Here is a 25,374-nt window from a genome sequence, read left to right on the forward strand (position 1 = left end):
ACCGATACCGAATGAAACTTCCTCAGACACATGCGGATGCTGCAGCCGAATTCCTGAAAGACACTGACAGGAGCCATTGGCACGATGACACCCTCTGGCATGTCAGAAGCAAAAGAGACGCCTCTGCGCAGAAAATTCCGGAATGGGAACAATTGCGTACCCTGGCTTCCCAGATCAAGGACCATGTGCTCTCCAATCTCGATACCCTGCTGCTTCAGTTTGAAAAAAATGCGCAAGCCAACGGCATAGAGGTACTGTGGGCCAAAGATGCCCAAGAGCACAATGAGCATGTTTTGCGTATCCTGGAGGAAAACCAGGTGAAGCAGCTGGTAAAAAGCAAATCCATCCTGACGGAAGAATGCGGTTTAAACCATTTCCTGGAGGACAAAGGCTACGACGTGGTCGACACGGATCTAGGTGAGCGCATCATTCAGTTTAACAAGCAGGTGCCCAGCCATATCGTGATGCCGGCCATTCACCTGAAGAAAAAAGAAATCGGGGATATTTTTCACAAACACCTGGGCACTGAGGCCGGTTCGGACGATCCCCAATACCTCACTGAGGCAGCCCGGCAGCATTTGAGGCAAAAATTCATCCAAGCCCATGCGGCCATTACCGGTGTAAACTTCGGTATTGCCGAAACCGGTGGCTTTGTGGTCTGTACCAATGAGGGCAATGCCGATATGGGTACCCACCTGGCCGATATCCACATTGCCTGCATGGGCATAGAAAAATTGATTCCCAGAGCTGCAGATTTGGGGGTGTTCCTCAGGCTGTTGGCACGCAGTGCTACCGGACAGAGCATTACCAATTACAACTCGCATTTCCACCGGCCCAGGAAAGACAAGAAAATGTACCTGATTTTGGTAGATAATGGTAGGACAAAGCAATTGGGCAGAGAAGATTTCAGAAATTCTCTTAAGTGTATCCGTTGTGGTGCCTGCATGAATACCTGCCCCATTTACCGCAGGAGCAGTGGATTCAGCTATAACTCTACCGTACCGGGTCCTATTGGTTCCATACTCTCTCCGGGTATGGACCTGAAGAAACACAGTACGCTGCCCTTTGCCTCCACCCTTTGTGGCTCCTGTTCGGATGTATGTCCAGTAAAGATCAATATCCACGAACAGCTGTACAAGTGGCGGCAGGTGATCACCAAAGAAGGCCCTTCCCAGCCATCCAAAAAATGGGCCATGCGCTTTGGAGGAAATGTAATGTCCAAACCCAAACTCTTTGACCTGATGGGCAAAATGGCCCGAAAGTCGCTTTCCATCAGCCCCAGAGGCTTTGTCTACAACAGTTTCAATGCCTGGGGTAAACACCGGGAACTACCGGAGGTACCGAAGGAAAGTTTCAAAGATTGGTACAAGAAAAACAGGAATAAATGAGCAGTAAAGAAAGCATTTTAGCAGCCATACAAAAAAATAAACCGGATTTGCTTCCCCTGCCGGAGCATCCGGAGTTTCCCGTTGAAGGCGATCTGGTGGAACGGTATAAAAGCAGTATCAAATCAAATGGTGGTGAGGCACTGGAGGTGAGTGATCCTGCCGAAATCCGGGATTACCTGGAATTACATTTCCAGGACAGCCAAATGATTCTCTCCCTTTCCGAAGTGGTGAAGGGGAATTACGATATCGCTCTGGCAGAAGATCCTCATGACCTGGAACATGTAGAATTAGCTATTCTGGAAGGAGAATGGGGCGTGGCAGAAAATGCGGCCATCTGGCTTCCTGAGGAAAGCCTGAAACACCGTGCCCTCCCATTTATTGCCCAGCACCTGATCGTTTTGTTAAAGAAGGACCGGTTACTGGGCAATATGCATGAGGTATATCAATCGATCAATGTATCGGATTCCGGCTATGGAGTATTTATCGCCGGACCCTCCAAGACTGCCGATATTGAGCAATCATTGGTTATCGGGGCACATGGTCCCCGCAGCATGACCGTTTTCTTGCTGGATTAAACGGAAAAGGAGCCTTGAAGTGCCGCTTCAGTAGCCTCAAGCTGCTCCCTGACTTCCACAATGCTTTCCCATTCCCGACCTGCTTCACCGTATTCAATGCCACACCAGGAGTGGTAATCTGCTTTCAGCACAATGCGCATCATTTTTTCATAGTCCAAAGGAGACTGATTGCCTTTACCATCCCATACAGTTGTTTTCACACTGACTCCCTGGGCATAGGGCATCAATTCCTTTACCCCTTTGTAAGAATCATAGGAAATGGGATTACCATCGTTAGGACTGATCTGGAAATTGCCAAAATCCGGTAAGGTGCCTGCCCGGGGATGATCAGCAGCTTTCATTACGCCAGATAGCCATTTGCCGTTGCTGGAAAAGCCTCCGTGATTTTCAATGGTGACACCAATATCCATGGTATCGGCAAATTCACAAAGTTGCCTCAAACCATCTGCTACCAGTTTCTGGGATTCGCTAAATGCTTTTCTGTCCTGGCTGTATTCGACAGAAGAGTATCCATTTACCCGGATGGCATGGCAACCCAGGAACTTGGCGGCTTCCACCCATTTTTTGTGGTTTTCTACTGTTTCCATACGTTCAGCGGCATCAGCGGCTCCGAGCTGCCCTTCCCTGTCACACATGATCAATACCGAAGTTACTCCCTCTCCTTCTGCCCGACTTTTCATTTCCCTGAGGTAGCTCATGTCTTTGGCCTTGTCCATAAAAAACTGGTTGACATATTCCACGGCATGAATGCCATGTTTTTTGGCCAGCATCGGAAAGTCCAGGTGATCCATTTTTTTGGAAAAAAGGAGCTTGTTGACTGACCATTCGGCCAGGGATATTTTGTACAAGGATGCTTTGGGCGATAAAGCAAAAGCCTCACTTCCCAGGCCCAAACCGAAAAAAGCGGTAGCTAATCCGGTTTTTTTGATAAAATCTCTTCTGTTATGCATGTTTTTTTGAATAAATGATGCTACCTGTAAATATAGGAATTCAAGATACTACATTTATTTTTTAACAACAATGCCTTTCAGAAGATCGGGTTAGCTTTAGGGAGCCAGCCAACTGCCTGCCCAGGAATTTTCCTTCCTTTTGAAAATTGCCCTCAAATGGCGCAATCCATCGAGCTGCAGACATTCCACTATTTTGGGCTGAATTTCCAGCACTACGAAATGGCTGTCGTCTTTTTCTTCATCCCAGTTATGGGCATCTGTTGGGGCATCAATCTCTTTTGCGGGATCAATGCTGGCCTGATAGGCTTTCCGGGCCTCTCCCTGTACTTTTTGCCAATGTTTTTGACTTATCTTGTTTTGATGATGGATGGCAGTGGTACCATGCACCTTTACCTGACAGCGTTTTTTGGGATGGTAAAACAAAAGGCTTAAGGTTGGATTTTTGTTGAGCTGCACTATTTTTTGGCTACGGCTATCGGTATAGCAGTAAAATTGATGCTGTTCATCCATTTCACGTAATACCACATACCGCATATCGGGCTGATCGCCTGAAAGGGTGGCCAACGTGACAAAGCGAAAAGGATGTTTCTTATCCAGTACAGCGCGATGCAATTCATGCATTACCGTTTCCCAAATACCGTCCAACGAATCCGTTTCTTTAAAAAGCATGTTTTTTTCAATTGTAAATGGTATTGATCCGGATGGCATTCAGTATGGCCAGCAAGGCCACACCCACATCTGCAAAAACGGCTTCCCACATGCCTGCCAGACCTGCTGCACCCAGGCTTAATACCAGGAATTTAACCCCGAATGCCAGTGCAATGTTTTGCCAGACAATGCGACGAGTAGTTTTCCCTATGCGGATGGCCAGGGCCACTCTCGATGGTTGATCGGTTTGGATCACCACGTCTGCAGTTTCTATGGCCAGGTCGCTACCCATTCCTCCCATGGCAATGCCCAGATCCGCTGCTGCAAGGGCCGGGGCATCATTGATTCCGTCTCCTACGAATGCAATTAGTTTACCCGGCTCTTGTTTCAACTTCTCCAGGATGACAAGCTTGTCTTCCGGTAAAAGTCCTCCAATGGCCTGCCTGGCTGACAGCGCCTCTCCTACAGCTTCGACCACCTCTCGCTTGTCCCCGGAAAGTATGATTAGTTCGTGTATCCCCATCTTTTTTAAGGCATCAAAAGCCGCTGCTGCATCTTCCTTGACCTGATCAGCCAGGACAAAATAACCGCATAAAACATCATTTACTGCACAAAAAATTAATGTCTCCTCAGCCCCATTTACCTGAGACAGCCCTTTGATGTTATGGCTTTCCATCAGAGGTTGATTGCCTACCAAAACTTGCTTACCCTGCACCAATCCCAACAAACCTTTCCCTGCATACTCCTTTAAATCGGAAACGGGGTAAGGCTCTCCTTCCACATATTCTAACAGGGCCCTGGCTATGGGGTGATTGGACTTTGCTTCCAGGGAGGCAGCAAGAAGCTCCCAGTCTTTGTCCGCCCCCGCCATTTCTTCCATCTTGCTGACGGAGAAAACGCCCCTGGTCAGCGTACCGGTTTTATCAAAAATAACCGTATTGACCTTGGTGATCAGATCCAGGTAATTGGAACCTTTAAACAAGATGCCCTTTCTGGAAGCCGCTCCAATGCCGCCAAAGTAGCCTAAAGGTATGGAAATCACCAGGGCACAAGGGCAGGAAATGACCAGAAATACCAAAGCCCGGTACAACCAATCTCTGAATTGATAGTCTGTCACAAAAAAATAGGGCAATACCACCAGGGCAAGGGCCAGATAAGTAACAATAGGGGTGTATATCCGGGCAAACTTGCGGATAAACTGTTCCGTTTTGGCTTTTTTGGACATGGCCTGCTGAACGGTACGGATAATTTTTGACAGGGAGCTGTCCTGAAAGGTACGGGATACCTGTATGGTCAGCAGATTTTCAAGATTGACCATACCTGCCAAAACCTCTTCACCCGGCTGAATAATTGCCGGCATGCTTTCTCCTGATATGGCTGAAGTATTGAAACTTCCTGCGCGATGCAGCAGTGTCCCATCCAGAGGTACTCTTTCTCCAGCCTGTACTTCAAGGATCTCACCTATTTTTACATTTTCAGGTTTTACCCATAACCGCTCTCCTTCCCTTACAATTCTGGCCTGGTCTGGCCGGATATCCAAAAGTGCCTGAATATTCCCCTTTGCCTTACTTACAGCCTGGTGTTGAAGCAGTTCGCCGATAGTATAAAAAAGCATGACCACTACAGCTTCAGGATACTCTCCAATGGCAAAGGCTCCTATGGTAGCAATTCCCATCAGAAAAAATTCAGTAAATACCTCTCCCTGCCGGATCAGCTCCCATCCTTTTTTCAACACCGGATAGCCAACCAGACCATAGGATAGCAGGTATACCGGCAGCCATAAACTGATGCCGGCAACATGTGTAGGTAAATGGTATTCCCCCAGTATGGCCAGCAGCAGGGAGGCCAGACTTAGTATACTGCTTCTCCACATAGACCATAAGCCGGACCATTTACCAGGTTCTTTTGGTTTTTTCGCTTGCGGTGATTCGCAGCATGATACAGCGGGGGAAGAAGCTTCCATTGTCTTTGGATTTTAGCGTTGGCCAAATGTACAATTAAAAACCATGCACAGAAATTGCAAAAAGAAAGGTGCAGATTTATTTAATTTGAGGGGAATTGCTTTTTTTCCCTAACTTAACCTTCATTTGTTCGCAGGTACTTTCCGGATTGTTCCGGTAATAAACGTAAGTTCGCAAATCTACTTTTCCTAACCGAAAATGTTTTTTTGCCCAATCATAAAAGTCCGCATCGGCACCATAGCCGTCTATAAACTTACGCTTCAGGAATACCTCCCTTTTCCCAAAGAGGGTAGCAAATAAAACACAATCATCTACATGGATCAGCCGTTCAGGATCGAGCCTGTCCGGTACAAAATAATCTCCGGGCTGATCAACTATGGTTTGGGTGGTGGAGGCGATTAAGTCGTAAACAGTCATTTGTTCCTTACAAGACTGCAGGTGTTGGGGAAGGTATTCATCATCCGCATCAAGAACCGAAAGAAAGGTACCCTGGCTTAAAGCAACAGCCTTATTGATAGCGTTGGATTGTCCTTTGTTTTCCTGTCGGAAAAAGTGGATGCGGGATGCATGTTTTTTGCAAAATGCTTCCAGCTTTTTACCCGGATCATTAGTGGATCCATCATCCACCAGGATAATTTCAAAATCCTGTATGCTTTGGTTGAAAACAGAATTGATAGCCCTTTGGAGTTGCTGAAACGGCGTATTATAAGTAGCAATCAAAACAGAAATCTCCGGTATACTAGACATATCGCCTTAATTAACCTTCAATTTCAACAAAAAGTTGTAAAAATTATCCTTTTAAATGTGTAAAAACAAAAATAGCCCTGCCGGAAGGCAGGGCTTCAGGTTATGGGTATCGGCTGGATTAATTTTTAGACAAGTAAGAAGCGACTCCTTCTCTACTGGCAGTCATGGCTTCTTTTCCTTCTTCCCAGTTTGCGGGACAAACTTCTCCAAATTTTTCCACATGTCTCAAAGCATCGATCAGCCTGAGCATTTCATCGATGTTTCTTCCCAGGGGCAGGTCATTTACGGTTTCATGTCTGATGGTTCCTTCCTTGTCGATAAGGAATGTGGCCCTGTAAGCCACAGGAAGACCTTCATAAGTCAGTTCTCCCTCTTCGTTGTAGTTCCAGTCTCCCGCCAATACACCAAAATTATGGGCAATGGTTTTTACCGGATCAGCTACGATAGGATAGGTTACTCCCTGGATTCCACCTTCTTCCTTTGGCGTGTTTAACCATGCCAGATGAGACTCTTCGGTATCACAGGAAGCTCCAACTACAGCCACACCTCTTTTTTCAAATGCTTCGAGTTTTTCCTGGAAAGCCAGAATTTCAGTGGGACATACGAATGTAAAATCCTTTGGATAGAAAAAGAAAACAACATCTTTATTTCCGATGTACTGCTCCAGAGAAAAGTTCTCAACAATTTCCTCTCCATCCACTACAGCAGGGGCGTTAAATAAAGGTGCTTTTTTTCCAACTAATGACATAAAATAGATTTTAATTGTTTACAGATAATTTAACGATTGATCTTAGAAAATTATATTGTTTTTTTCCTAATTTCCAACGATACTTCTTCAACTTCAAAACCGCTGATTTGGTTCTCTGTTATCAGAATATTTGTAATTTTTTACAAACCGCAAAAATACGGAATATTTAAAGAGATTCATATGGATACTGCTTTCATTTTTTTAAATTAACATTTTGATAACCATGGCTGTCTGAAAAAACATCATTAAAAGGGGATTACCGGAATTTATATGATTAAGGTTTTATTTATTTGTTTGGGAAACATTTGCCGTTCGCCTTTGGCGGAGGCTTTATTCAATCATAAAATTTCCCAAAAGGACTATAAAGACCTGATTACAGCAGACAGCTGTGGCACTTCGGATTACCATATTGGGGAGCTGGCCGATGAAAGGGCACTGGCTTGTGCCGGGAACAACGGCATTGAAATCCACCACAGGGGAAGACAGCTGCACCGCACGGATTTCAGGGATTTTGATTACCTGGTGGCCATGGATTATTCCAATTTGGAAAACATCAAAAAACTATCTCATGAGGTTCAGCTTCCTGTAAAAAATCTCCATTTGGTTCGGGAATTCCAGCAAAATGCCGAATTTCCGGAGGTGCCGGATCCTTATTACGGTGGAGAGGATGGTTTCCAAAAGGTGTATGATATCCTGGATGAATCTTTGGACGGTTTTATCCGGGAACTTGAACAGAAACACAAGCTAAATGGATTCTCCTGATGAACTGTTTGACCATATTTGCCTGACTGTTTTCGGAGGAGCTAACAGCATCCTGAACTATCGCCTGGTAGCGGCAGGTAGCATGAATCAGGCCATTTACCTAAATACCGAAAAAGGAGCCTTTTTTTTGAAAAGCAACTTTGAGCAGGAAGCAGATATCTTTCCCAGAGAACGTGAAGGTTTGGACTTGCTTCGGGAAAATTGTAACCTGTATGTTCCCGATACAGTGGCAGTGGGGCAATTTGAAGACAGGCATTATTTGCTGATGCATTGGATAAGTAGTTCATTTCCCAAACCGGATTACTCCAGCAGGCTGGGAGAAGGCCTGGCCGAGTTGCACATGTGCACCAGCAGGCAATTTGGCCTGGATAATGACAACTATATCGCCGTTCTTCCCCAAAAAAACACCTGGAAATCTTCCTGGACATCGTTTTTTATTGAAAACAGGCTGGAACCCCAACTGCAGTTGGCCTTTTATAATGGACTGATAGATCAGGAGTTTCTTCAATATTTTCGATCCATTTATGATGTATTGCAAGACTTTTTCCCCTCAGAAAAACCGGCATTGCTTCACGGTGACTTCTGGACTGGAAATATTATGGTAGATTCAAAAGGGCTGCCTGCCCTCATCGATCCTGCGGTTTATTTTGGAAACAGGGAAATGGATTTGGCTTTTTCGCGGCTGTTTGGGGGATCCACCAACGGTTTTTTTGAGGCCTATCAGCAGGTGTTTCCACTAGAACCCGGTTTTGAAGAACGGGTGCCTGTGTACAACCTGTATCCCCTATTGGTACATCTCAACCTTTTTGGAAAAGCCTACCTGCCTGGCATACAAAAGACGCTAAAACGATTTGCAGGTTAAGCTTCGGGAGATGATTCCTCATAAACCCATTGTATCAATTCCGGTCCGTTTTGCTCCAGGTAAAGTTTTTCGGCCACTTGCCGGTAGTGGCTCCGCTCAGCGACAGTAGGGTTTTTCACGGTGATCATTTTCAGTCCGCTTTTGCTTTTTACCTTAAAAACCTCCCTAAAGGGCCTGGCCAATTGCTCTTCTGTGGAAGGCATATCATCGATAAGTACAGCGATGTGGGCAGCTGATGCCTGCACCAACTGTATGCGCCAATTCATTTTTTTGGCCACCTCATAAATCAATTCAAAATGGAAACCTCCGATCATGGACAGGTCCAGAATGCGCAGTTCGATCAGGGTGAGCTTGCTTTTAAAAATCGTAATTGGTATTCTGGGTGCCTGTCCAAAGGAACCAATGACTGTTCCTGCTGCATCCGGATTGAGGAAGGACTTGACATAAAGGGGAATGCCGTGCTTGGCAAGTGGCTTGATGGTTTTTGGATGAATTACCTTGGCCCCATAATAAGTCATTTCAGCCGCTTCTTCAAAGTCCAGGTATTCAAATTTGACGGCTTCCGGAAAAATATCAGGGTCACCGTTGAGTATACCAGCCACATCTTTCCAAATCGTGACCGAAGAAGCCCCCAGGCTTACACCCATGATGGCAGCCGTAAAATCCGAGCCTTCTCTGCCCAGCGTAGTGGTGTTTCCCAGCAAATCAGTGCCAATAAAGCCCTGTGTAACCACGGGAAATTTTTCCAGTTTGGGAAACAATGCCCTCCTGCAATATTGCATGGTCAGGGCCCAGTCTACTTTGGCCATTTTGGTTTGTGAGTCCGTTCGGACCAGCTCACGGGCATCCTGCCAGAGGCAGGCACAACCCAACTCACACAGGTATTCCTGTATGATACGGGTTGATATCAGTTCTCCAAAACCGATCACCTGGTCATAAAAAAAATCCCCATCGGCTTTGAGGGACAGGTTTTCCAGCGTTCTCCGCAATTGGGCAAATTGATTGTCCACCCGTGCGAAAACACCGTGACCTGGGTGGAACAGCCCCCGGCAGATATCCTCATGATAATCCAGCAATTGAATCAGTTCTTTGTCAAAACTTTGCTGCTTTAAGGCCAGATCGATCAGGTGTTCCAGTCTGTCGGTGGTATCCCCGGCGGCAGAAACCACCATGACCAGGCCAGTGGTCCAGCGTTTTTTGACAAGGGCACCGATGTTTTTGATGGCGTTTGCGTCTTTAATGGAGGCACCTCCAAATTTATAAACCAGGGGTTGAATCATGAAAAATGGTTAGAAAAAGCGAATAAATTGATGATAATGAATTATCTTCAAAGGTATGAAGACACAGCCTTACAAACAAGACACCGGAAACCTTGCTTATAAAGTTGGGGTTACACTAGACAGATTTATTAAAAGCAAACAAGCCGATTTCCCTTACGCCACGGGTGAACTTTCGCAGATTTTAAGGGATATAGCCCTGGCATCAAAAATTGTTTCCAGGGAAATCAGCCGGGCCGGGCTTTCGGATGTAACCGGAGCGTTTGGACAGACCAATGTACAGGGAGAGGAGCAGCAAAAGCTGGATGTGGTAGCCAATGTCCGTTTTACCCGTGCCCTGACCAAGGGAGGGGAAGTCTGTGCGGTGGTGTCAGAGGAAGAAGACCTGGTCATTGACCTGCACAACAGCAAGGGAAAATATATAGTGGCTATAGATCCCCTGGATGGTTCTTCCAATATTGATGTCAATGTATCTATAGGTACCATTTTTTCCATTTACCGCCGGCAGACTCCTTCAGGTTCTCCCATTCAGGAAAAAGATGTTTTGCAGAAGGGATCCGATCAAGTGGCTGCAGGGTATGTATTGTACGGTTCTTCTACCATGTTGGTGTATTCCACCGGAAAAGGTGCAAATGGCTTTACTTACGAGAGGTCCCTTGGAGAGTTTTTTCTTTCCCATCCGGAAATGCGCATGCCCGAAGATGGTGCCATCTACACCATCAACGAAGGGCTTACCCCTCATATTAACACCAATATCTTATCCTACCTGGAAGCCTGCAAAAGACAGGGTGCTTCTGCACGGTACATAGGCAGTCTGGTGGCTGATTTTCACAGAAATTTACTGAAAGGCGGCATTTACCTGTACCCTGCCACAACTCAGGCAAAAGAAGGTAAAATCAGGCTGATGTATGAGGCCAATGCCCTGGCTTTTATTGCCGAACAGGTGGGGGGAGCGGCTTCCGATGGCAAGCAACGCATAATGGATATCGAACCCAAGAGCCTGCACCAACGTACCCCGCTTTTTATCGGATCAAAAAATATGGTTAAGGGACTGGAGGAAGCTTTGGGCGGCTAACTGCAATCAGACAGAGCGGTATTTATTGCGGTAATATATTTTTAATAATTGTCTGTCAACTATGGCTGTGGAAAGCAGAAGGCTTACTTCTTCAGGAGGACTTTCGGTAAGGATTTCCTGGAGTTTTTGCTCTCCCAGATCCAGGCGGTAGCACAGTTGTAGCAGTTTTTCAAAATCTCTGTTGAGCATTTGACTCACATGCGGTACTATGGCCATTATCAGACTTTGACGGTCAGTGACCCGGGGAAGAGCGGGCAATTGCAGCAGCTCTTCCAGGTCTGCTGCTCCTGATTGTATATCGGTTATATCCTTATTTTCCGGATCAATCACGATTTGTCCTTTTCCGATTCATCATCTTTCGCCTCATCTCCCTCTGGCTTCTCCTCCAATACCTCGGGACATTCTTTGCGAAGGATATGGTACCAGCTGATCAATTTTTTTACATCAGAGGCGTAAACGCGGTCTGCATCGAATTCCGGAAGGATATGCTTCATAAAAGCCTGGTATTCATCTTTGTCTGCTCCTTCCAGTCCGGTATCCCCTTCAAATTCCTTTTCTATTTTGATCAGCACTTCCTTCAGAGAGGTGGCACCTTCCTCGGTAAGGGTGTAGATGGAGATTTCACTCAGCAAGGAAACCCTTTGGGCGGCCCCCACCACCATTTTGCCCTTTTTATCGTCAAGCGATTCCAAAATTACCCCGCTGCGGCTGGGCTTCAATATTTTATAAAGACCGGGTTTTCCGGAAACGGTAGCAATGTCTTTAAATTCCATGGTAACTTTTTGTTTTCAGGCTGCAAATATAAGGTTTCCCCAGGAATGGCCAAGCTGCCTAGCCAGCTTCATAATATTCGGTTACATTTTCTTCAATAAATTGGATCAATTCCTCTCTGCCTTCAAAAGTAACGGCTGAAGTAACAAAAAACTCGGGCAATTCCACAAATAACCTTTCCATTTCATCCAAAAACTGATGGACATTTTCTGAAGTTCTGGAATGTGACTGCTTGTCTGCCTTGGTAAAAAGCAATACCACCGGGAGCTGTAGTTGCCCGCACCACTGAATAAAATCAAGGTCAATCTTTTGTGGACCGTGTCTGCTATCTATCAGGACGAATACCGCAGCAAGGTTTTCTCTTTCCGTAAGGTAAGCGCGGATCATTTTATCCCAGTCTGATTTCAGCTTTTTGTTTACCTTGGCAAAACCATATCCAGGAAGATCCACCATGTACCAACGCCCGTCAATATCAAAATGATTGATCAGTTGGGTCTTTCCAGGTTTTCCCGAAATTTTCGCCAGGTGCTTGTGATTGGTTAACATATTGATCAGCGAGCTTTTGCCCACATTTGACCGGCCGATAAAGGCAAATTCCGGCCTGTTTGCCGGAGGGCATTTTTTGTGGTCCGTATTACTGGTTAAAAAGCGTGCGTTTTTCAACATGTCCTGTTTTTTTTACAAAGGTAAGCAATTTCCGCAAACAGCTGCCTGCCAATAAATCATTAACAATTTTCCTTTGCTCAGGTTTACTTAGTAATATTGTAGCGAAAATAATAACCATGTCCGTAGTCCCATACAAAGATCAAAAAGGAGGCAAAAAGCAGCAGGTTGCCAGCATGTTTGACAATATCAGCAAAAAGTACGACTTGCTGAACCATCTCCTGAGCCTTGGAATAGATATCATATGGAGGAAGAAAGCCATCCGCCTGCTCAAAAATGACAAGCCCCGTCTGATTTTGGATATTGCCACCGGAACAGGTGATTTTGCCATTGAAGCCCTGGCCTTGAAACCGGAAAAGGTTATCGGTGTGGACATTTCCGAGGGTATGCTCAATGAAGGCAGAAAGAAAATGAAGCAAAGAAAACTGGATCACCTCATTGAACTCCAACTCGGAGATTCAGAAAAGTTGCTCTTTGAGGAAAATAAGTTTGATGCTGTGATCGTTTCTTTTGGTGTCAGGAATTTTGAAAATCTGGAAAAAGGACTGACCGATATGCACCGGGTATTGAAACCAGGTGGAAAAACGGTCATTCTGGAATTTTCCAAACCAAAAAAATTCCCTATGAAGCAAGCTTATTCCTTTTATTTTAGATATATTTTGCCTCAAATCGGTAAAATCATCTCTAAAGACCAATCTGCCTATACCTATTTGCCCGAATCGGTAAAGGCTTTTCCGGATGGAAGGGATTTTCTTGACATTCTGGAAAAGGTAGGTTTCAAAAAAACGCAATGCAAAACACTCACATTTGGCATCAGTTCCATATACACTGGCATAAAGTAAGCCCGCTTGCCTTTCTTTTGCTGATCACCTTTGCTTTTCAACTACAGGCACAGCAGAAAAGCCTGATATTCAATCGCTCAGGTAGTGATGATCAATCGCTATCCTATGGCTTTTTCCTTGCCGCACACAACAGCAGTCTGAGGATCAAATATTCAGATAATTTTATGGACCCCACTTACCCAGGACTGGATAATGTTAGGGCCATTATGCCAGTTTTCTCTCCCGGATTTGCACTGGGTTTTCTGGTAACCGGGAGGTTGCACGATCAGGTAAACGTAATATTTACTCCTAAGGTAGGTTTTTATGAATACCGGACCGAACTGCAGCTCTTTACTGATGATGGCAATGCTGCCAATGGAATTGGAATCAGCACCGTTCCCCTGCTTACAGAAGAGACACTGGTAGAATTCCCCCTTTTGGTCAAATACAAATCTGAGCGCTTTAACAACACCCGAATGTTTTTTGTTGGAGGCCTGAACGGGCAGATCCGTACCAAAAACCAGGAAGAAGCCAACGAAGACCCCGTGGTGCTGAAGGGTAAAGATCTGGCAGTTGAGATGGGTTTGGGTTTTGATTTGTATTTTCAGTACTTTAAATTTTCGCCCGAAATACGTTTTTCCCATGGTTTGATGAACCTGTACCAACCCGGACATTCCGACGAAAGATTGGCCGGCGCCATCAGTGATATCCGGCGCAAATCCATCACCCTTTACCTGAATTTTCAGTAAAACCTGCCTGAAGAAGGGCTATTGGCTTTTTATCTCCGGGGAAAAATTTTAAATTCCCTCATGGAAAAAAAGATAGCATTTATCACCGGCGCTACTTCCGGTATCGGGAAAGCCTGTGCCCATTACCTGGCTCAGGAGGGCTTTGCCATTATCGGTTGTGGCCGTAGAAAAGAAAGACTCGAACAACTTAAGGACGAACTACCCTCCGGTACGCCCTACCAATACCTGGTCTTTGATGTACGGGATAAGCAGGCTGTGTACGCTGCAGTGGACTCCCTTCCCAAAGAGTGGCAGGCCATTGAGGTGCTAATCAACAATGCCGGCAATGCCCACGGCCTGGATCCCATACATGAGGGTAGTGAGGAAGACTGGGATGCCATGATGGATATCAATGTAAAAGGACTGCTATACGTGTCCAAAAAAATCATTCCAGGAATGGTGGCCAGAAAAAGCGGCCAAATCATCAATATTGGTTCCACTGCAGGCAAAGAAGTATACCCCAAAGGCAATGTTTACTGTGGCTCCAAGCATGCCGTAGATGCCATCACCAACGGCATGCGCCTGGACCTGAACCCCTATGGTATCAAAGTCATGGCGATCAACCCGGGATTAGTGGATACGGAGTTTTCCCTGGTTCGCTTCAAGGGTGATGACCAAAAAGCGGCTAATGTGTACAAGGGCTTCCAGCCCCTGAAAGCAGAGGACATTGCTGACGTGGTACGCTTTGCAGTCACACGGCCTCCACATGTGGTACTGGCCGATGTGATCGTATTGCCCACAGCCCAGGCCAGCACCACCCTGCTGAACAAAAACGATTCATGAAATTAAGCATGAAGAGAATTTCACCCGGAAGGATGATTTTGAAGCCTGCGAGCTTCCATATGGCCTTTGAAAAACTTAGGAAAGCCAAATTCATTTGCTTGCTGCTTTTCCCCTTATTGGCATGCAGTTCAGGTAAAAAAGAACATCCTGAGGACAAGCTTACCGAAGCAGACCTTGTCGCAAAGCATCACGATACAACTGTACTGGAGGCACATACAATGGCTGCACTGGATACAGGCAAATTGGAAAAGCGGCTCATCGATGCGGGTTTGGTCAATATTCAGGAGCTGCTCCCTGAAGTGAAGGTAGCACTAAAGTATTCCACGGAGGATAACTTTTTTGGCAAGGATGTTTACGGAGAACTCAGCAGGTGCTACATGCAACCGGAAGTGGGGGAGATGCTGAAAAATGCTTACCGGGAACTGAAGTCCAGGCATCCCGACCTTACCTTTTTGGTCTATGATGCGGTGAGGCCACAATCGGTGCAGCAGATTCTATGGGATGAGCTGGACAAACCCGACAGCATCAAACCCCTTTATGTAGCCGATCCACAAAAAGGCAGTTTGCATAATTTTGGGGTGGCGGTGGACCTGACCCTGGCTTATGCAGGAAGCGGCGAACCTTTGGATATGGGTACAGGCTATGATTTTTTTGGTTATGCCGCTTATCCGGACAGGGAGGAAGAGATGTTGGCATCCGGCAAGATCAGTGAAGAGCAGGTTGCGAACAGAAAGATCCTGAGAGAGGTCATGCTGGCTGCGGGATTTTCGGGTATAGGATCAGAATGGTGGCACTTTAATGCCTATAGCAGAAAAGTTGCCGGAGAGAAATTCGACATTGTGAAATAATAATTGTATAATCGTCCTTTAAAATAATTAATACAACCTATGCATTCAATAAACAATAAACTCAAAGCCTTAAGCATCCTTGCTTTAGGTTTGGCCCTGATCCTGTTGCCTGCTCTCAGTCAGGCCCAGCAATTCCGGGCTTTGGTGATCAGCAAGACATCGGGCTTCCGTCACCAATCCATTCCGGAAGGAGTGTCAGCCATTAAAAAATTGGGACAAAAGCACCGTTTTCAGGTCTATGCTACAGAAGATGCCGGACAGGTCAATGACAAGAACCTGGAGCGCTATGATGTGATCATCCTGATGAGTACCACAGGCACCATTTTCAATGAGGATGAAAAAGCTGCTTTTGAACGCTTTGTGCAAAGTGGCAAGGGCGTGGTTGGGGTACACAGTGCCACCGATACGGAGTATGACTGGCCCTGGTATACCAAGCTCATCGGCGGGCAGTTTAATCACCATCCCCAGCAGCAAACCGCCAGGATGCAAGTGGTCAATCGGGATCATCCCGCTACCTACCACCTGAATGACAAGTGGCTGCGTACCGATGAATGGTATGAGTTTAAAAACTTCAATGATGATGTCAATATCCTGGTACAGCTGGATGAGACTTCCTACGAAGTAGGTGAGCGAAACGGCAATAAAATGGGCATGGGTGCCGTGCATCCCATTTCCTGGTACCATGAATATGATGGAGGAAGGGTTTTCTACACCGGCCTTGGCCATGTGGAAGAAGCCTTTGAAGATGCCGATTTTCTAGACCACCTGTATGGGGGCATCTGGTATGCGGCTTTGGGCAAGCCTTTTTAGAAAGAGTTAATCATTCAATCATTTAAGAAACCCTCTCCGGAGGGTTTCTTTGTTCTGGGCCAATTTTTAAGTCAGGTAAAGGTTTGTCATTTAACGTCTCATCGCCCAGATCCAAAAAATATTGGTAAATACCGTTAGTACTTTGCCGTTCCAGTTAAATATAAAAGTTTTAAAGGTCCTGAATTTATTTTTCCCACTTTCCAATTATATTTTTCTGACCCATCTAATTCACTAATAAGTTTTTCCATTTCTTTTTGAGAATAGGTCCTTAATGAGGAAACTACACCATCCCAAAGGACGCATATTGGAACAATTGGAATAAGATAAGTAAAAATAATTCTGTTTAATTTAAAGGGAGCAATAAAAGGGGTTGCCAATAAAACAGTAACTGGCGAAAATAGCATTGCCGTAATACTTGGGAGGCTTCTTTCTTGTGCTTCAAATATGGCAATACCACTATTTGCGTCAATTGCATTTTGTAAAATTAATTTGGCATCAATTGGTTTGAAATGATGAAATGAAAGAAATTGAGTCCTTAGCCCTTTAAGCTCAGAAGGAACATTTCTTGCGTCAACAGATTTTACCTCATAATCGAAGTTATCAGCAAGTTTTTTGGTGTGTTCAAAAGCAGTTAAATTAGGATAATAGTCCGTCAGAATAATTTTTAGATCCGGTATCATTTTCTTTAATTCTCTGTTCAGCCCTAAAAGCCCACCACCCCCGCCCGACCCGAGGTCAATAATTGTGTCTGTATGGTTTTTTCTTAATGATCCTACCAGGATAGGAATAATAGGTTTATACATTCCTGACTTGTTTGATAAGAATTGTAAAAAATCGGTCAAATAGCTCCTTAAAAAAGAGGGAAACCAATTTTGATCTTCAAACTCAAATAAATGTATTCTTCCCATTTTAGGCTGTTTTATTTCTTTTATGGCTTACAGCTAAACATATTGGGGTTGCCGGAGCTTTTACCCGTCCATCGAGGACAAAAATGACTATCAACAACAAGTGTTGTGTGAGCCACTTATTGGCGTACTACATGTATTATTTCTGCTTATGGTCAGGATTTTTCCAATTGTTATGAAGATATCAAAGAATATTATCTAATAAAAGGCTACTATAAGATTACCCTATGAATCTTTCTTCCCTAAGCGAAAAGCTGATTATTCAAGCACAGAAAGAAATGGGTTATCACCATATAAAAACACACCAGAAAAATAGCTCCCATCATTCCGGAAACAAACTGGCATCCATATTTGGGATGATGCGCAAGGCATTCTTGTAATACACTTTTTTCAGCACCTCGTCCGGAAGATCCAGTCCGTACATGCGCCAGAAGGCATGGTATTTCTTGTAATAGGGGAAGTACTCATCTGCGGTCTCCAAAACCCGGAAATAGGTATAAAATTCTTCCTTGTTGTAGGCGTCTTTCCCAAACAGAACCCTGTCCTGGTACTTGATGAAAAATTCCCTGGCCATCCTGGGCTGCCGGCCAAACTCGGCGATTACCGCCCCAATACCGAAATTAACATTGGGGTATTCCTCCAGGTGCTTTCCCGCTTTGGCCAGGTCATTGGCCATCCAGCCCATATGAGCATTGATAAAAGTGGTACCGGGATGCTTTCGGAAGACATGGTGCTGTTCGGCAATGATCTGCTCGAAGGGAGCCGGATTATCAGCGCCTCTTTTACGATTGGGATTGATTTTCAGCTCCAGCCAGCGCTCGTTATTGGCATCCATGGGTTCCCAGAAGGGTGCCGGATCGGCAGCATGGATCAGAACGGGTATTCCCAGTTCACCACATTTGGCCCAGATGGGATCCAGATCAGGATGGTCTATGGGTACACGGTTACCATTGATATCATTTACCGATAGCCCCAGGCTTTTGTAGATTTTCAATCCATTGGCCCCGTTTTCCACATCAGTTTCCAGTTCTGCCACTGCTTTTTCCACCCATTCCTCACTGCCAAAACCTTCAAAGCCCAAATTGGTAAAAACGATAAATCTGCCTGGGGCCACGCCATTGAACCGGCGGATCATCGAATTCAGGTATTCCTGCGCATCGATTTCTGCCCTGCTACGGGCAAAACCTTTTCCGCTGAGGTTAACCATGGTGGCCATATTTAACTCATCCATTTCGGCTACCAGGCGATGAATCAATTCCTGGGTAACGTTCCACTGGTGGCTATGGATATCCACAAAGGGAAATTTGGCACGCATTACCGGATTTTCAGGTACTACCAGGGTAGACGTAGGATTGTATTCTTCAAAACCCATTTCCTGGGCTTTCAGCACCGGAGAATGAAAGGAAAATATCAAAACGAAACATAACTTTAAAGCAAAGCAGGGGGTAAATTTTATCATCATGAAAACAATAAGTGAATAAAGGCTTTAATTTAATATGGATTTCTGTAAAAACTCTGAATTTAAAAATTAAGGTGAAAAATATTCAAGGCAAATCCCAGACTGCAGCAAACAGGTTCAGTTTTATCCCCCGGGAATAATTGATGATATTTGCCCTGATTTTAGGGAGCTGGAAGGATTGACCTTGTCTTGATTTGAATTCCGGGCTTATCGTTCATTTTGAAAAATTTATGATAAAAATATACACAGACGGCGCCGCAAAAGGCAATCCGGGAAATGGAGGCTATGGCGTGGTATTGCTCTATAAAGACCTCAGAAAAGAGCTTTCCGAAGGCTACAGGCTGACCACCAACAACCGCATGGAACTGCTTGCGGTGATCAGGGGCCTGGAAGCCCTGAAGGTAGAAGGCCTTCCGGTAACCATTTATTCGGACAGCAAATATGTGGTAGATGCTGTTCAGAAGGGTTGGATCTGGAACTGGCAAAAAAAAGGTTTTAAGGACAAAAAAAATGTGGATCTCTGGAAAAAATACATTCCCCTTCACATCAAATACAAACCCAGATTTCTTTGGGTGAAAGGCCACGATGGCAACAGGGAAAACGAGCGTTGCGATGAGCTGGCAGTAGCTGCTGCCAGTGGTACACAGCTCAAGGCGGACCAGGGTTACGAAGCTGAAAAAAATCAGGGCATGTTCTGATATGGCAAACAGTTACTTTCAATTCAAGCAATTCCGCATAGAACAGGACCGCTGTGCCATGAAAATGGGTACTGATGCTGTAATATTGGGTGCTTTGGCTCATCTGGGCAATGCAAAAATAATTCTGGATATTGGTACGGGTACGGGAGTAATTGCACTGATGCTGGCCCAAAGGTTTCCGGATGCCCGGGTCCATGGAGTAGAAATTGAAGCCCAGGCATTTTCTCAGGCGGCACAAAACTTCCGGAAAAGTCCCTGGAATGATAGAATGGAGATCTTTCATGCCGCCTTTCAGGATTATTCCAAAAGCCATTCAAAAAAATACGATCTAATCGTCAGTAATCCTCCCTATTTTTCCAATCAGCTGAAATCCTCAAATGCCCGAAAAAATTGGGCCCGGCATGATGATCAATTATCCCTGAAGGACCTGTTGGGTGTCTGGCAACTGTTAAGTGAAGAGGGCTTGTTTTGGTTGATCCTGCCACTTAGAGAAATGAGACTTTTCAGGGATTTGGCAGGACAATCAGGTTTTAGCCTACAGCATGAATACCTGATCCGGGATCGGTCAGGGGTGAATCCCCACCGGGAGATCTGTTCTTTTGGCAAAAGGGATCAGTATCCCAAGACATCAGGTGAAATCATTTTAAAACAAGCATCCGGACAAGCTGACAGTTCCTACCGTGAGCTATTGAAAAATTTCCTGCTTCATTTTTGAAAAAATTACGTTTATCTTTTTCCTTCAGCCCAAAAAAATGCTTTCGAAGGCCATCAGGAGGTTATAGCGGGCTAATGGCTTAAAAACCTCAATCTGATAGAGCGTGCCAGCCATTGAAGGAGAATTAAAAACCCAAAAAATATGTAAATTATTTTTGAATAAATAAAATATTTAAGCAGTTTTAAAGAGAAAATACAGTTGATCATTTCAATAAATATTAGGAAGGCCTAATTATTGCTGTATGTTAGGTTATGAAAATTGTATATATCGGAACCTACCCCCCACGCGAATGCGGCATTGGAATTTTCACCCATAACCTATACCAATCCATGGTAACGGATCAAAGTGCTTCGTTAGATAAGCAGGCCAATGAAGCACCTGATGTTGAAGCCTTTGTGGTTGCTATGAGTGACCATGACCTGACTTATAATTACCCTGAAGAAGTAAAACTAACCATCCGTCAGGAACACCAGCGCGACTATTTGAAAGCGGTGAAATTCATCAATCTCAGTGATGCAGATGTTTGTATATTGGAGCATGAATTTGGTATTTTTGGCGGGCAGAATGGCATGTATATCCTACCCCTGTTGCATCGCCTGGAGATACCCCTTATCGTCACGCTTCACACCCTCCTGGAAAAACCCTCCTACAACGAAAAGGCGGTTTTGGAACAAATTTGCAAAATGGCACACAAGATAGTGGTGATGAGTCACAAGGCGATTGAGTTTCTCAGAACCATATATGAGGTGGATGTCAGTAAGGTGGTGCTTATAGCGCATGGCGTACCTGAAATCCATTTTGACCAGGAGCAGTCCAAAAAGAGACTAAAAGTTGAAAACAAAAAGTTTTTGCTCACCTTCGGCATTATCAGCCGGAACAAAGGCATAGAAACGGTAATCAAAGCCTTGCCCAAAGTGATCGAAAAACACCCGGAGGTAATCTATATGGTTTTGGGGAAAACCCACCCGAATGTGCTCCATCATTCGGGGGAAGAATACAGGAATTACCTTCATCTTTTGGTGAAAACCCTGAACCTGGAGGATCACGTTTTATTCCTGAATGAGTTTATCCCTCAGAATGAATTGTTTAAGTATTTATCGGCTTCTGACATTTACATCACCCCCTACCTGAATGAGGCTCAAATTACCAGCGGAACCCTTTCCTATGCGGTAGGAGTTGGTTCCGCCGTGATTTCTACCCCTTACTGGCATGCGACGGAATTGCTGGATGAGGGCAGGGGAAGGTTGTTTGACTTTAACGATTCCGGACAGCTTTCAAATATACTGATGGAGCTGCTGGATGATCCGGCAGCAATGAAAAGCATCCGGAAAAAAGCCCATGATTATGGGAAAACCATTACCTGGTCCAAATCCGGTGAAAAATACGTGTCACTCGCTAGAGAGGTATGTGCGGCTAATCCACAGGTCATTTCCAGGGCTGAAACCCTGATAGACCCCCTATTGCTGCCGCAGTTTTCCCTGGACCATATCAAACGCCTTACAGATGATACCGGAATTATCCAGCATGCCAAGTTTGGTATCCCAAACCTGAAGGAAGGTTATTGCCTGGACGATAATGCCAGAGCTTTGTTAATGGTATTGATGGACTACCAGCAAACCAAGGATAAGCAAGCCTTGAATTTGGCACCTATTTACCTGAGTTATATCCATTACATGCAAAACGAAGACGGGACTTTCAGAAATTTCCTCAGTTTCAGTCGTCAGTTTCTGGATGAGGTGGGTTCGGAAGACTCCTTTGGCAGAACCATATGGGCACTGGGATACCTCCTGGGCAATGCTCCTAACGATGCTTACTATCAAACGGGGAAACTGGTTTTCTTCGATGCTGCTCCAAATTTTGAAAAGATTCAATCTATCAGAGGTATTGCGAACACCATGCTGGGAATCAGTTATTACCTGAAAGCCAACCCCAATGACGAATCCATGGTGGAAAGATTGCGAAATCTTGCCGGTAAACTGCTCAAGCACTATGAGGACAACAGCTCCAAAGACTGGCATTGGTTTGAGCCTTTGCTGGCCTATGACAATGGCATTTTACCCCTGGCCCTGTTGCATGCTGCACAGATACTCAATGAGGAAAGGATAACACATGTGGCACTGGAAAGTATGGACTTTCTTACGGCATTGACCCTAAAGGATGGGTACTTATCGATTATCGGCAATGAAAACTGGTATGAAAAGGACGGGGAAAGGTCCATGTTTGCCCAACAGCCAATAGATGCTTTGGCCATGATATTGATGTATCAGCAGGCATTTCACCTGACCAGGGACAAAGCATTCCTTTCCAGGTTGTTTTCCTGCTTCATGTGGTTTTTGGGAGAAAATGACCTTCGCATGAGTTTATTCGATTTTGAAACCAAGGGATGTTGCGATGGCTTTGAAAGGTCTGGTATCAACCGAAACCAGGGTGCCGAAAGCTCATTGGCCTATTTAATTTCCTATTTGATCGTATTGCAGGCTTTTGAAGAATTTGAAGAGGTAGAAGAAAAAAGTCTGGTCCATTTATCTGCCTGATAACATGTTTTACAGGTCAATTTACAAAAATGAAAATAGCGATTCTTTCACCTATTGCATGGAGAACCCCGCCCCTTCAATACGGGCCTTGGGAGCAGGTGGCCGCCAACCTTGCGGAGGGCTTGATCGATAAAAAAATAGAAGTAACCTTATTTGCGACCGGGAATTCTATAACAAGGGCCAATTTGGAGCATGTTACGGAGACAGCCTATGCTGAAAACCCTGACATGGACCCCAAGGTTTGGGAGTGCCTGCACATCAGTCATTTGATGGAGCAGGCAGCTCATTTTGATTTGATTCACAATCACTTTGATTTTCTACCGCTTACTTACTCCCGGTTGATCCCAACACCGATGCTGACTACCATTCATGGTTTTTCTTCACCCAAGATTCTACCCGTCTTTAGGAAATATAATCCGGACAATTTTTACGTCTCCATCAGCGATTCCGACCGCCATCCTGACCTTGAATATATAGCTACCGTTTACAATGGCCTCAATTCGAATGAATTTACCCTTCAAAGTACCTCAAAGGATTACCTGTTGTTTTTCGGGAGAATCCACCCGGAAAAGGGTACTTACGAATCCATTCAGATTGCGAAACAATCCGGGCGAAAATTAATCATTTCCGGCCTGATACAGGATCAGGAATACTTTGACGTCAGGGTCAGGCCTTTCCTGAATGAGGAGGACGTGGTTTATGTGGGCAATTCGGGTCCCCGGGAAAGGGATAAACTGATGGGCGAAGCCTATGCACTACTCCACCCGATCAGCTTTCATGAACCATTTGGCCTGAGTGTAGCTGAGGCAATGCTTTGCGGGACGCCCGTTATCGCATTTGACCTGGGCTCCATGCCTGAATTGATACTGGATGGAAAAACAGGGTTTTTAGTGAATACCATTGAAGAAGCGGTGGCGGCAGTATACCGTATTGAATCCATCAGCAGGGATTACTGCCGGGAATGGGCACTATTAAAATTCAGCCGGGAAAGGATGACAGAAAATTACCTTCAGGTTTATCATCGAATCCTGGAAGGCGGTAGGGAATGATCATTTTTATTTAAAAATAGTAGCTATATACAGCAACAAAAGACAACATGTACAAAACGACAATAAAGAAACCAAAGGTCAAAAGGAACAGGATTAAAATCGTGCGGAACAGTTCCCGTGTCATCACCCGGGCACACATTCCCGATATTACACGAATACCCAGGATAATTGGTAGGGTATTGAAGTTGTCGGAGGAGAGCGCGGAAGATTTGTTACAGCATATCAACCAAAATTTTCTGGCCCGTCATAAGAATATTGAAAGCATTTTTACACGAAACTATGGTAAGGTATGCCAATATATCCTTCAGGAACAGGAATTGAGCAAAACCAGGAAATTATTGATAGGGGCATTTTTTACCATGGAGTATTCTATTGAATCAGCAGCCTTGTTCAATCCATCCATAGTTCTCCATCCTGACCAGGAAGGCCTCCCGGAGGGAGCCATTCGTTTTGTGATGAGTCTCCGGGCTACTGGGGAGGGGCACATTTCCTCTATCGTTTTTCGTAGTGGTGTCATTAAAGCGGATCACACTTTTCTCATCAATCCGGTGAGCGAATTTGTAGATACGCCCCGAATCAGACATGATCAATCCTATGACCGCCATTTGTTTCAACTCAAACTGGAGAGCATGCATGCCTGGAATGAAACGAGTATCAGGGTCTTTGAAAATCTGGAATCCACCTTCACCTTTGAAACATTAAAAAGCGCTGTGGTTTCCCTTCAATTGAATCCAGAGGATACTTTTGATAAAGAGGCCATCAAACACATTTACTGGCTGGCAGATTCCAATTACTTCATAAGATTCGAGCCTCATCATGATATTTCCGAACATGTGATTTTCCCCTTGTCCGAGAACGAAATCCGGGGTATCGAGGATGCCCGTTTCGTAAAGTTTTCGGGTGAAGATGGCAGGATCACCTATTATGCTACCTACACAGCTTACAATGGGATATGCATCCTTCCCCAGCTCCTGGAAACGAAAGATTTCATCAATTTTGACATCAGTACCTTGAATGGTAAGGCCGCACTCAACAAGGGCATGGCCCTTTTCCCCCGTAAAATCAACGGCAGGTACGTCATGTTATCACGGGTGGACGGGGAAAACAATTACATCATGTTTTCGGATCACCTGCATTTCTGGGATGAAGCCATCATGATACAGGAACCCGCAATGCCCTGGGAATTTTTCCAGATTGGAAATTGTGGCTCCCCTCTTGAAATAAAGGAGGGCTGGCTGGTGCTTACCCATGGGGTGGGTGCCATGCGGCAGTATTTCATTGGCGCTATTTTGCTTGATCTCGAAGATCCTAGCAAGGTCATCAGCCGACTGGAGGAGCCCCTGATTACCCCAAATGAGGAAGAACGCGAAGGCTACGTGCCCAATGTGGTGTATTCCTGTGGGGCCATGATCCATAATGGCAGGCTGATTGTACCTTATGCCATGTCAGATATCACCTCCGGCGTTGCTTCTGTCGGCTTAAGTGATTTGATCGCATGCATGAAACCCTGCAGCTGAAGTGTCCCATACGGGGATGG

Annotated in this window: 26 protein-coding genes; 15 read left to right on the forward strand and 11 right to left on the reverse strand. The window is 45.1% G+C overall.

The features are described 5' to 3' along the window. The first annotated feature begins 11 nt into the window (after nucleotides 1-11). Together G9Q97_RS20410 and G9Q97_RS20415 are read left to right on the forward strand one after the other, a co-directional pair. The gene (locus tag G9Q97_RS20410; RefSeq protein ID WP_166150320.1) at nucleotides 12-1,388 is read left to right on the forward strand and encodes a lactate utilization protein B; all 1,377 of its coding nucleotides are present in this window, start codon (nucleotides 12-14) and stop codon (nucleotides 1,386-1,388) included. Further along, entirely contained in the window at nucleotides 1,385-1,963 is a 579-nt protein-coding gene (locus tag G9Q97_RS20415) for a LutC/YkgG family protein (RefSeq protein ID WP_166150322.1), read from the forward strand. Before G9Q97_RS20410 ends, G9Q97_RS20415 begins: the two co-directional genes overlap by 4 nt. Here the strand turns inward: G9Q97_RS20415 and G9Q97_RS20420 are convergent. The 5 genes from G9Q97_RS20420 to G9Q97_RS20440 form a co-directional block, all read right to left on the reverse strand. Further along, on the reverse strand, nucleotides 1,960-2,913 hold the full coding sequence (locus G9Q97_RS20420; RefSeq protein ID WP_166150324.1) for a sugar phosphate isomerase/epimerase family protein: 954 nt from the start codon (nucleotides 2,911-2,913) through the stop codon (nucleotides 1,960-1,962). The genes G9Q97_RS20415 and G9Q97_RS20420 overlap by 4 nt on opposite strands. A gap of 96 nt (nucleotides 2,914-3,009) precedes the next feature. Next, entirely contained in the window at nucleotides 3,010-3,582 is a 573-nt protein-coding gene (locus G9Q97_RS20425) for a pyridoxamine 5'-phosphate oxidase family protein (protein WP_166150326.1), read from the reverse strand. A gap of 7 nt (nucleotides 3,583-3,589) precedes the next feature. Next, the gene (locus G9Q97_RS20430) at nucleotides 3,590-5,524 is read right to left on the reverse strand and encodes a heavy metal translocating P-type ATPase (RefSeq protein WP_166150328.1); all 1,935 of its coding nucleotides are present in this window, start codon (nucleotides 5,522-5,524) and stop codon (nucleotides 3,590-3,592) included. A gap of 76 nt (nucleotides 5,525-5,600) precedes the next feature. Next, entirely contained in the window at nucleotides 5,601-6,269 is a 669-nt protein-coding gene (locus G9Q97_RS20435; protein WP_166150330.1) for a glycosyltransferase family 2 protein, read from the reverse strand. A gap of 118 nt (nucleotides 6,270-6,387) precedes the next feature. Further along, nucleotides 6,388-7,017, reverse strand: coding sequence for a peroxiredoxin (locus G9Q97_RS20440; RefSeq protein WP_073095534.1), 630 nt, complete (start codon nucleotides 7,015-7,017; stop codon nucleotides 6,388-6,390). 270 nt (nucleotides 7,018-7,287) lie between these two features. Between G9Q97_RS20440 and G9Q97_RS20445 the strand changes: the two genes are divergently transcribed. Further along, nucleotides 7,288-7,779: a low molecular weight protein-tyrosine-phosphatase gene (locus G9Q97_RS20445; protein ID WP_166150332.1), complete on the forward strand. Its 492-nt coding sequence runs from the start codon at nucleotides 7,288-7,290 to the stop codon at nucleotides 7,777-7,779. Continuing rightward, on the forward strand, nucleotides 7,766-8,641 hold the full coding sequence (locus tag G9Q97_RS20450) for a fructosamine kinase family protein (protein WP_166150334.1): 876 nt from the start codon (nucleotides 7,766-7,768) through the stop codon (nucleotides 8,639-8,641). Before G9Q97_RS20445 ends, G9Q97_RS20450 begins: the two co-directional genes overlap by 14 nt. Here G9Q97_RS20450 and G9Q97_RS20455 read toward each other — a convergent pair. After that, nucleotides 8,638-9,921 (reverse strand): aspartate kinase, encoded by a 1,284-nt coding sequence (locus tag G9Q97_RS20455; RefSeq protein ID WP_166150336.1) that lies wholly within the window; start codon nucleotides 9,919-9,921, stop codon nucleotides 8,638-8,640. The genes G9Q97_RS20450 and G9Q97_RS20455 overlap by 4 nt on opposite strands. A 55-nt stretch (nucleotides 9,922-9,976) precedes the next feature. Here G9Q97_RS20455 and fbp point away from each other — a divergent pair, with 55 nt between their 5' ends. Then, nucleotides 9,977-10,993: a class 1 fructose-bisphosphatase gene (gene fbp / locus G9Q97_RS20460; RefSeq protein WP_166150338.1), complete on the forward strand. Its 1,017-nt coding sequence runs from the start codon at nucleotides 9,977-9,979 to the stop codon at nucleotides 10,991-10,993. A 6-nt stretch (nucleotides 10,994-10,999) separates the two neighbouring features. Here the strand turns inward: fbp and G9Q97_RS20465 are convergent, their stop codons facing one another. From G9Q97_RS20465 to yihA, 3 genes are read right to left on the reverse strand one after another with little or no spacing between them, the layout of a single operon-like run. Beyond that, complete coding sequence (locus G9Q97_RS20465; RefSeq protein WP_317168790.1) at nucleotides 11,000-11,323, reverse strand: hypothetical protein; 324 nt, start codon at nucleotides 11,321-11,323, stop codon at nucleotides 11,000-11,002. Beyond that, nucleotides 11,320-11,766, reverse strand: coding sequence for a DUF5606 family protein (locus tag G9Q97_RS20470; RefSeq protein ID WP_166150340.1), 447 nt, complete (start codon nucleotides 11,764-11,766; stop codon nucleotides 11,320-11,322). Before G9Q97_RS20470 ends, G9Q97_RS20465 begins: the two co-directional genes overlap by 4 nt. A 58-nt stretch (nucleotides 11,767-11,824) precedes the next feature. Beyond that, nucleotides 11,825-12,430 carry a ribosome biogenesis GTP-binding protein YihA/YsxC gene (gene yihA / locus G9Q97_RS20475; protein WP_166150342.1) on the reverse strand — a complete coding sequence of 202 codons (606 nt, stop codon included), beginning with the start codon at nucleotides 12,428-12,430 and terminating at the stop codon, nucleotides 11,825-11,827. 116 nt (nucleotides 12,431-12,546) lie between these two features. On the opposite strand from yihA, the gene ubiE reads away from it, so the two are divergent. From ubiE to G9Q97_RS20500, 5 genes are read left to right on the forward strand one after another with little or no spacing between them, the layout of a single operon-like run. Then, the gene (ubiE, locus tag G9Q97_RS20480) at nucleotides 12,547-13,269 is read left to right on the forward strand and encodes a bifunctional demethylmenaquinone methyltransferase/2-methoxy-6-polyprenyl-1,4-benzoquinol methylase UbiE (RefSeq protein WP_166150344.1); all 723 of its coding nucleotides are present in this window, start codon (nucleotides 12,547-12,549) and stop codon (nucleotides 13,267-13,269) included. After that, nucleotides 13,218-13,997 (forward strand): type IX secretion/gliding motility protein PorT/SprT, encoded by a 780-nt coding sequence (gene porT / locus G9Q97_RS20485; RefSeq protein ID WP_166150346.1) that lies wholly within the window; start codon nucleotides 13,218-13,220, stop codon nucleotides 13,995-13,997. Before ubiE ends, porT begins: the two co-directional genes overlap by 52 nt. 60 nt (nucleotides 13,998-14,057) lie before the next feature. After that, nucleotides 14,058-14,819: an SDR family NAD(P)-dependent oxidoreductase gene (locus tag G9Q97_RS20490; RefSeq protein ID WP_166150348.1), complete on the forward strand. Its 762-nt coding sequence runs from the start codon at nucleotides 14,058-14,060 to the stop codon at nucleotides 14,817-14,819. 8 nt (nucleotides 14,820-14,827) lie between these two features. Next, nucleotides 14,828-15,667, forward strand: coding sequence for a M15 family metallopeptidase (locus G9Q97_RS20495; protein ID WP_317168791.1), 840 nt, complete (start codon nucleotides 14,828-14,830; stop codon nucleotides 15,665-15,667). Nucleotides 15,668-15,706: 39 nt separating this feature from the next. After that, complete coding sequence (locus G9Q97_RS20500; protein ID WP_166150350.1) at nucleotides 15,707-16,477, forward strand: ThuA domain-containing protein; 771 nt, start codon at nucleotides 15,707-15,709, stop codon at nucleotides 16,475-16,477. A 134-nt stretch (nucleotides 16,478-16,611) separates the two neighbouring features. Here G9Q97_RS20500 and G9Q97_RS20505 read toward each other — a convergent pair whose 3' ends face one another. Further along, entirely contained in the window at nucleotides 16,612-17,385 is a 774-nt protein-coding gene (locus tag G9Q97_RS20505; protein ID WP_166150352.1) for a hypothetical protein, read from the reverse strand. 319 nt (nucleotides 17,386-17,704) lie between these two features. Next, the gene (locus G9Q97_RS20510; protein ID WP_394353001.1) at nucleotides 17,705-18,754 is read right to left on the reverse strand and encodes an amidohydrolase family protein; all 1,050 of its coding nucleotides are present in this window, start codon (nucleotides 18,752-18,754) and stop codon (nucleotides 17,705-17,707) included. Nucleotides 18,755-19,071: 317 nt separating this feature from the next. On the opposite strand from G9Q97_RS20510, the gene rnhA reads away from it, so the two are divergent. The 5 genes from rnhA (at nucleotide 19,072) to G9Q97_RS25315 (ending at nucleotide 25,354) form a co-directional block, all read left to right on the forward strand. Beyond that, nucleotides 19,072-19,539, forward strand: coding sequence for a ribonuclease HI (gene rnhA, locus G9Q97_RS20515; protein WP_166150354.1), 468 nt, complete (start codon nucleotides 19,072-19,074; stop codon nucleotides 19,537-19,539). A gap of 1 nt (nucleotide 19,540) precedes the next feature. After that, nucleotides 19,541-20,254 (forward strand): tRNA1(Val) (adenine(37)-N6)-methyltransferase, encoded by a 714-nt coding sequence (locus G9Q97_RS20520; protein WP_166150356.1) that lies wholly within the window; start codon nucleotides 19,541-19,543, stop codon nucleotides 20,252-20,254. A 251-nt stretch (nucleotides 20,255-20,505) separates the two neighbouring features. Next, a complete protein-coding gene (locus tag G9Q97_RS20525) occupies nucleotides 20,506-22,788 on the forward strand; it encodes a glycosyltransferase family 4 protein (protein ID WP_166150358.1) in 2,283 nt (760 codons plus the stop codon). 29 nt (nucleotides 22,789-22,817) lie between these two features. Further along, complete coding sequence (locus tag G9Q97_RS20530; RefSeq protein WP_166150360.1) at nucleotides 22,818-23,837, forward strand: glycosyltransferase family 4 protein; 1,020 nt, start codon at nucleotides 22,818-22,820, stop codon at nucleotides 23,835-23,837. Between the two features lie 101 nt (nucleotides 23,838-23,938). Further along, nucleotides 23,939-25,354: a glycoside hydrolase family 130 protein gene (locus G9Q97_RS25315; RefSeq protein ID WP_222852044.1), complete on the forward strand. Its 1,416-nt coding sequence runs from the start codon at nucleotides 23,939-23,941 to the stop codon at nucleotides 25,352-25,354. Nucleotides 25,355-25,374 lie beyond the last annotated feature (20 nt).

This window comes from Cyclobacterium plantarum (genome assembly GCF_011290685.1).
In the GTDB taxonomy this organism is placed as follows: Bacteria; Bacteroidota; Bacteroidia; order Cytophagales; family Cyclobacteriaceae; genus Cyclobacterium; species Cyclobacterium plantarum.

What these genes read in the sequence shown, in the direction of transcription:
- G9Q97_RS20410 (WP_166150320.1), top strand. Translation starts at nt 12, where the DNA reads ATGAAACTTCCTCAGACACATGCGGATGCTGCAGCCGAATTCCTGAAA.
- ubiE (WP_166150344.1), top strand. Translation starts at nt 12,547, where the DNA reads ATGTCCGTAGTCCCATACAAAGATCAAAAAGGAGGCAAAAAGCAGCAG.
- G9Q97_RS20495 (WP_317168791.1), top strand. Translation starts at nt 14,828, where the DNA reads ATGAAGAGAATTTCACCCGGAAGGATGATTTTGAAGCCTGCGAGCTTC.
- G9Q97_RS20430 (WP_166150328.1), bottom strand. Translation starts at nt 5,524, where the DNA reads ATGGAAGCTTCTTCCCCCGCTGTATCATGCTGCGAATCACCGCAAGCG.
- G9Q97_RS20505 (WP_166150352.1), bottom strand. Translation starts at nt 17,385, where the DNA reads ATGGGAAGAATACATTTATTTGAGTTTGAAGATCAAAATTGGTTTCCC.
- porT (WP_166150346.1), top strand. Translation starts at nt 13,218, where the DNA reads ATGCAAAACACTCACATTTGGCATCAGTTCCATATACACTGGCATAAA.
- G9Q97_RS20425 (WP_166150326.1), bottom strand. Translation starts at nt 3,582, where the DNA reads ATGCTTTTTAAAGAAACGGATTCGTTGGACGGTATTTGGGAAACGGTA.
- G9Q97_RS20520 (WP_166150356.1), top strand. Translation starts at nt 19,541, where the DNA reads ATGGCAAACAGTTACTTTCAATTCAAGCAATTCCGCATAGAACAGGAC.
- G9Q97_RS20490 (WP_166150348.1), top strand. Translation starts at nt 14,058, where the DNA reads ATGGAAAAAAAGATAGCATTTATCACCGGCGCTACTTCCGGTATCGGG.
- G9Q97_RS20530 (WP_166150360.1), top strand. Translation starts at nt 22,818, where the DNA reads ATGAAAATAGCGATTCTTTCACCTATTGCATGGAGAACCCCGCCCCTT.
- G9Q97_RS20415 (WP_166150322.1), top strand. Translation starts at nt 1,385, where the DNA reads ATGAGCAGTAAAGAAAGCATTTTAGCAGCCATACAAAAAAATAAACCG.
- G9Q97_RS20440 (WP_073095534.1), bottom strand. Translation starts at nt 7,017, where the DNA reads ATGTCATTAGTTGGAAAAAAAGCACCTTTATTTAACGCCCCTGCTGTA.
- G9Q97_RS20450 (WP_166150334.1), top strand. Translation starts at nt 7,766, where the DNA reads ATGGATTCTCCTGATGAACTGTTTGACCATATTTGCCTGACTGTTTTC.
- G9Q97_RS20500 (WP_166150350.1), top strand. Translation starts at nt 15,707, where the DNA reads ATGCATTCAATAAACAATAAACTCAAAGCCTTAAGCATCCTTGCTTTA.
- G9Q97_RS20455 (WP_166150336.1), bottom strand. Translation starts at nt 9,921, where the DNA reads ATGATTCAACCCCTGGTTTATAAATTTGGAGGTGCCTCCATTAAAGAC.
- fbp (WP_166150338.1), top strand. Translation starts at nt 9,977, where the DNA reads ATGAAGACACAGCCTTACAAACAAGACACCGGAAACCTTGCTTATAAA.
- G9Q97_RS20445 (WP_166150332.1), top strand. Translation starts at nt 7,288, where the DNA reads ATGATTAAGGTTTTATTTATTTGTTTGGGAAACATTTGCCGTTCGCCT.
- yihA (WP_166150342.1), bottom strand. Translation starts at nt 12,430, where the DNA reads ATGTTGAAAAACGCACGCTTTTTAACCAGTAATACGGACCACAAAAAA.
- G9Q97_RS20525 (WP_166150358.1), top strand. Translation starts at nt 20,506, where the DNA reads ATGAAAATTGTATATATCGGAACCTACCCCCCACGCGAATGCGGCATT.
- G9Q97_RS20420 (WP_166150324.1), bottom strand. Translation starts at nt 2,913, where the DNA reads ATGCATAACAGAAGAGATTTTATCAAAAAAACCGGATTAGCTACCGCT.
- G9Q97_RS20510 (WP_394353001.1), bottom strand. Translation starts at nt 18,754, where the DNA reads ATGGGTTTTGAAGAATACAATCCTACGTCTACCCTGGTAGTACCTGAA.
- rnhA (WP_166150354.1), top strand. Translation starts at nt 19,072, where the DNA reads ATGATAAAAATATACACAGACGGCGCCGCAAAAGGCAATCCGGGAAAT.
- G9Q97_RS20435 (WP_166150330.1), bottom strand. Translation starts at nt 6,269, where the DNA reads ATGTCTAGTATACCGGAGATTTCTGTTTTGATTGCTACTTATAATACG.
- G9Q97_RS20470 (WP_166150340.1), bottom strand. Translation starts at nt 11,766, where the DNA reads ATGGAATTTAAAGACATTGCTACCGTTTCCGGAAAACCCGGTCTTTAT.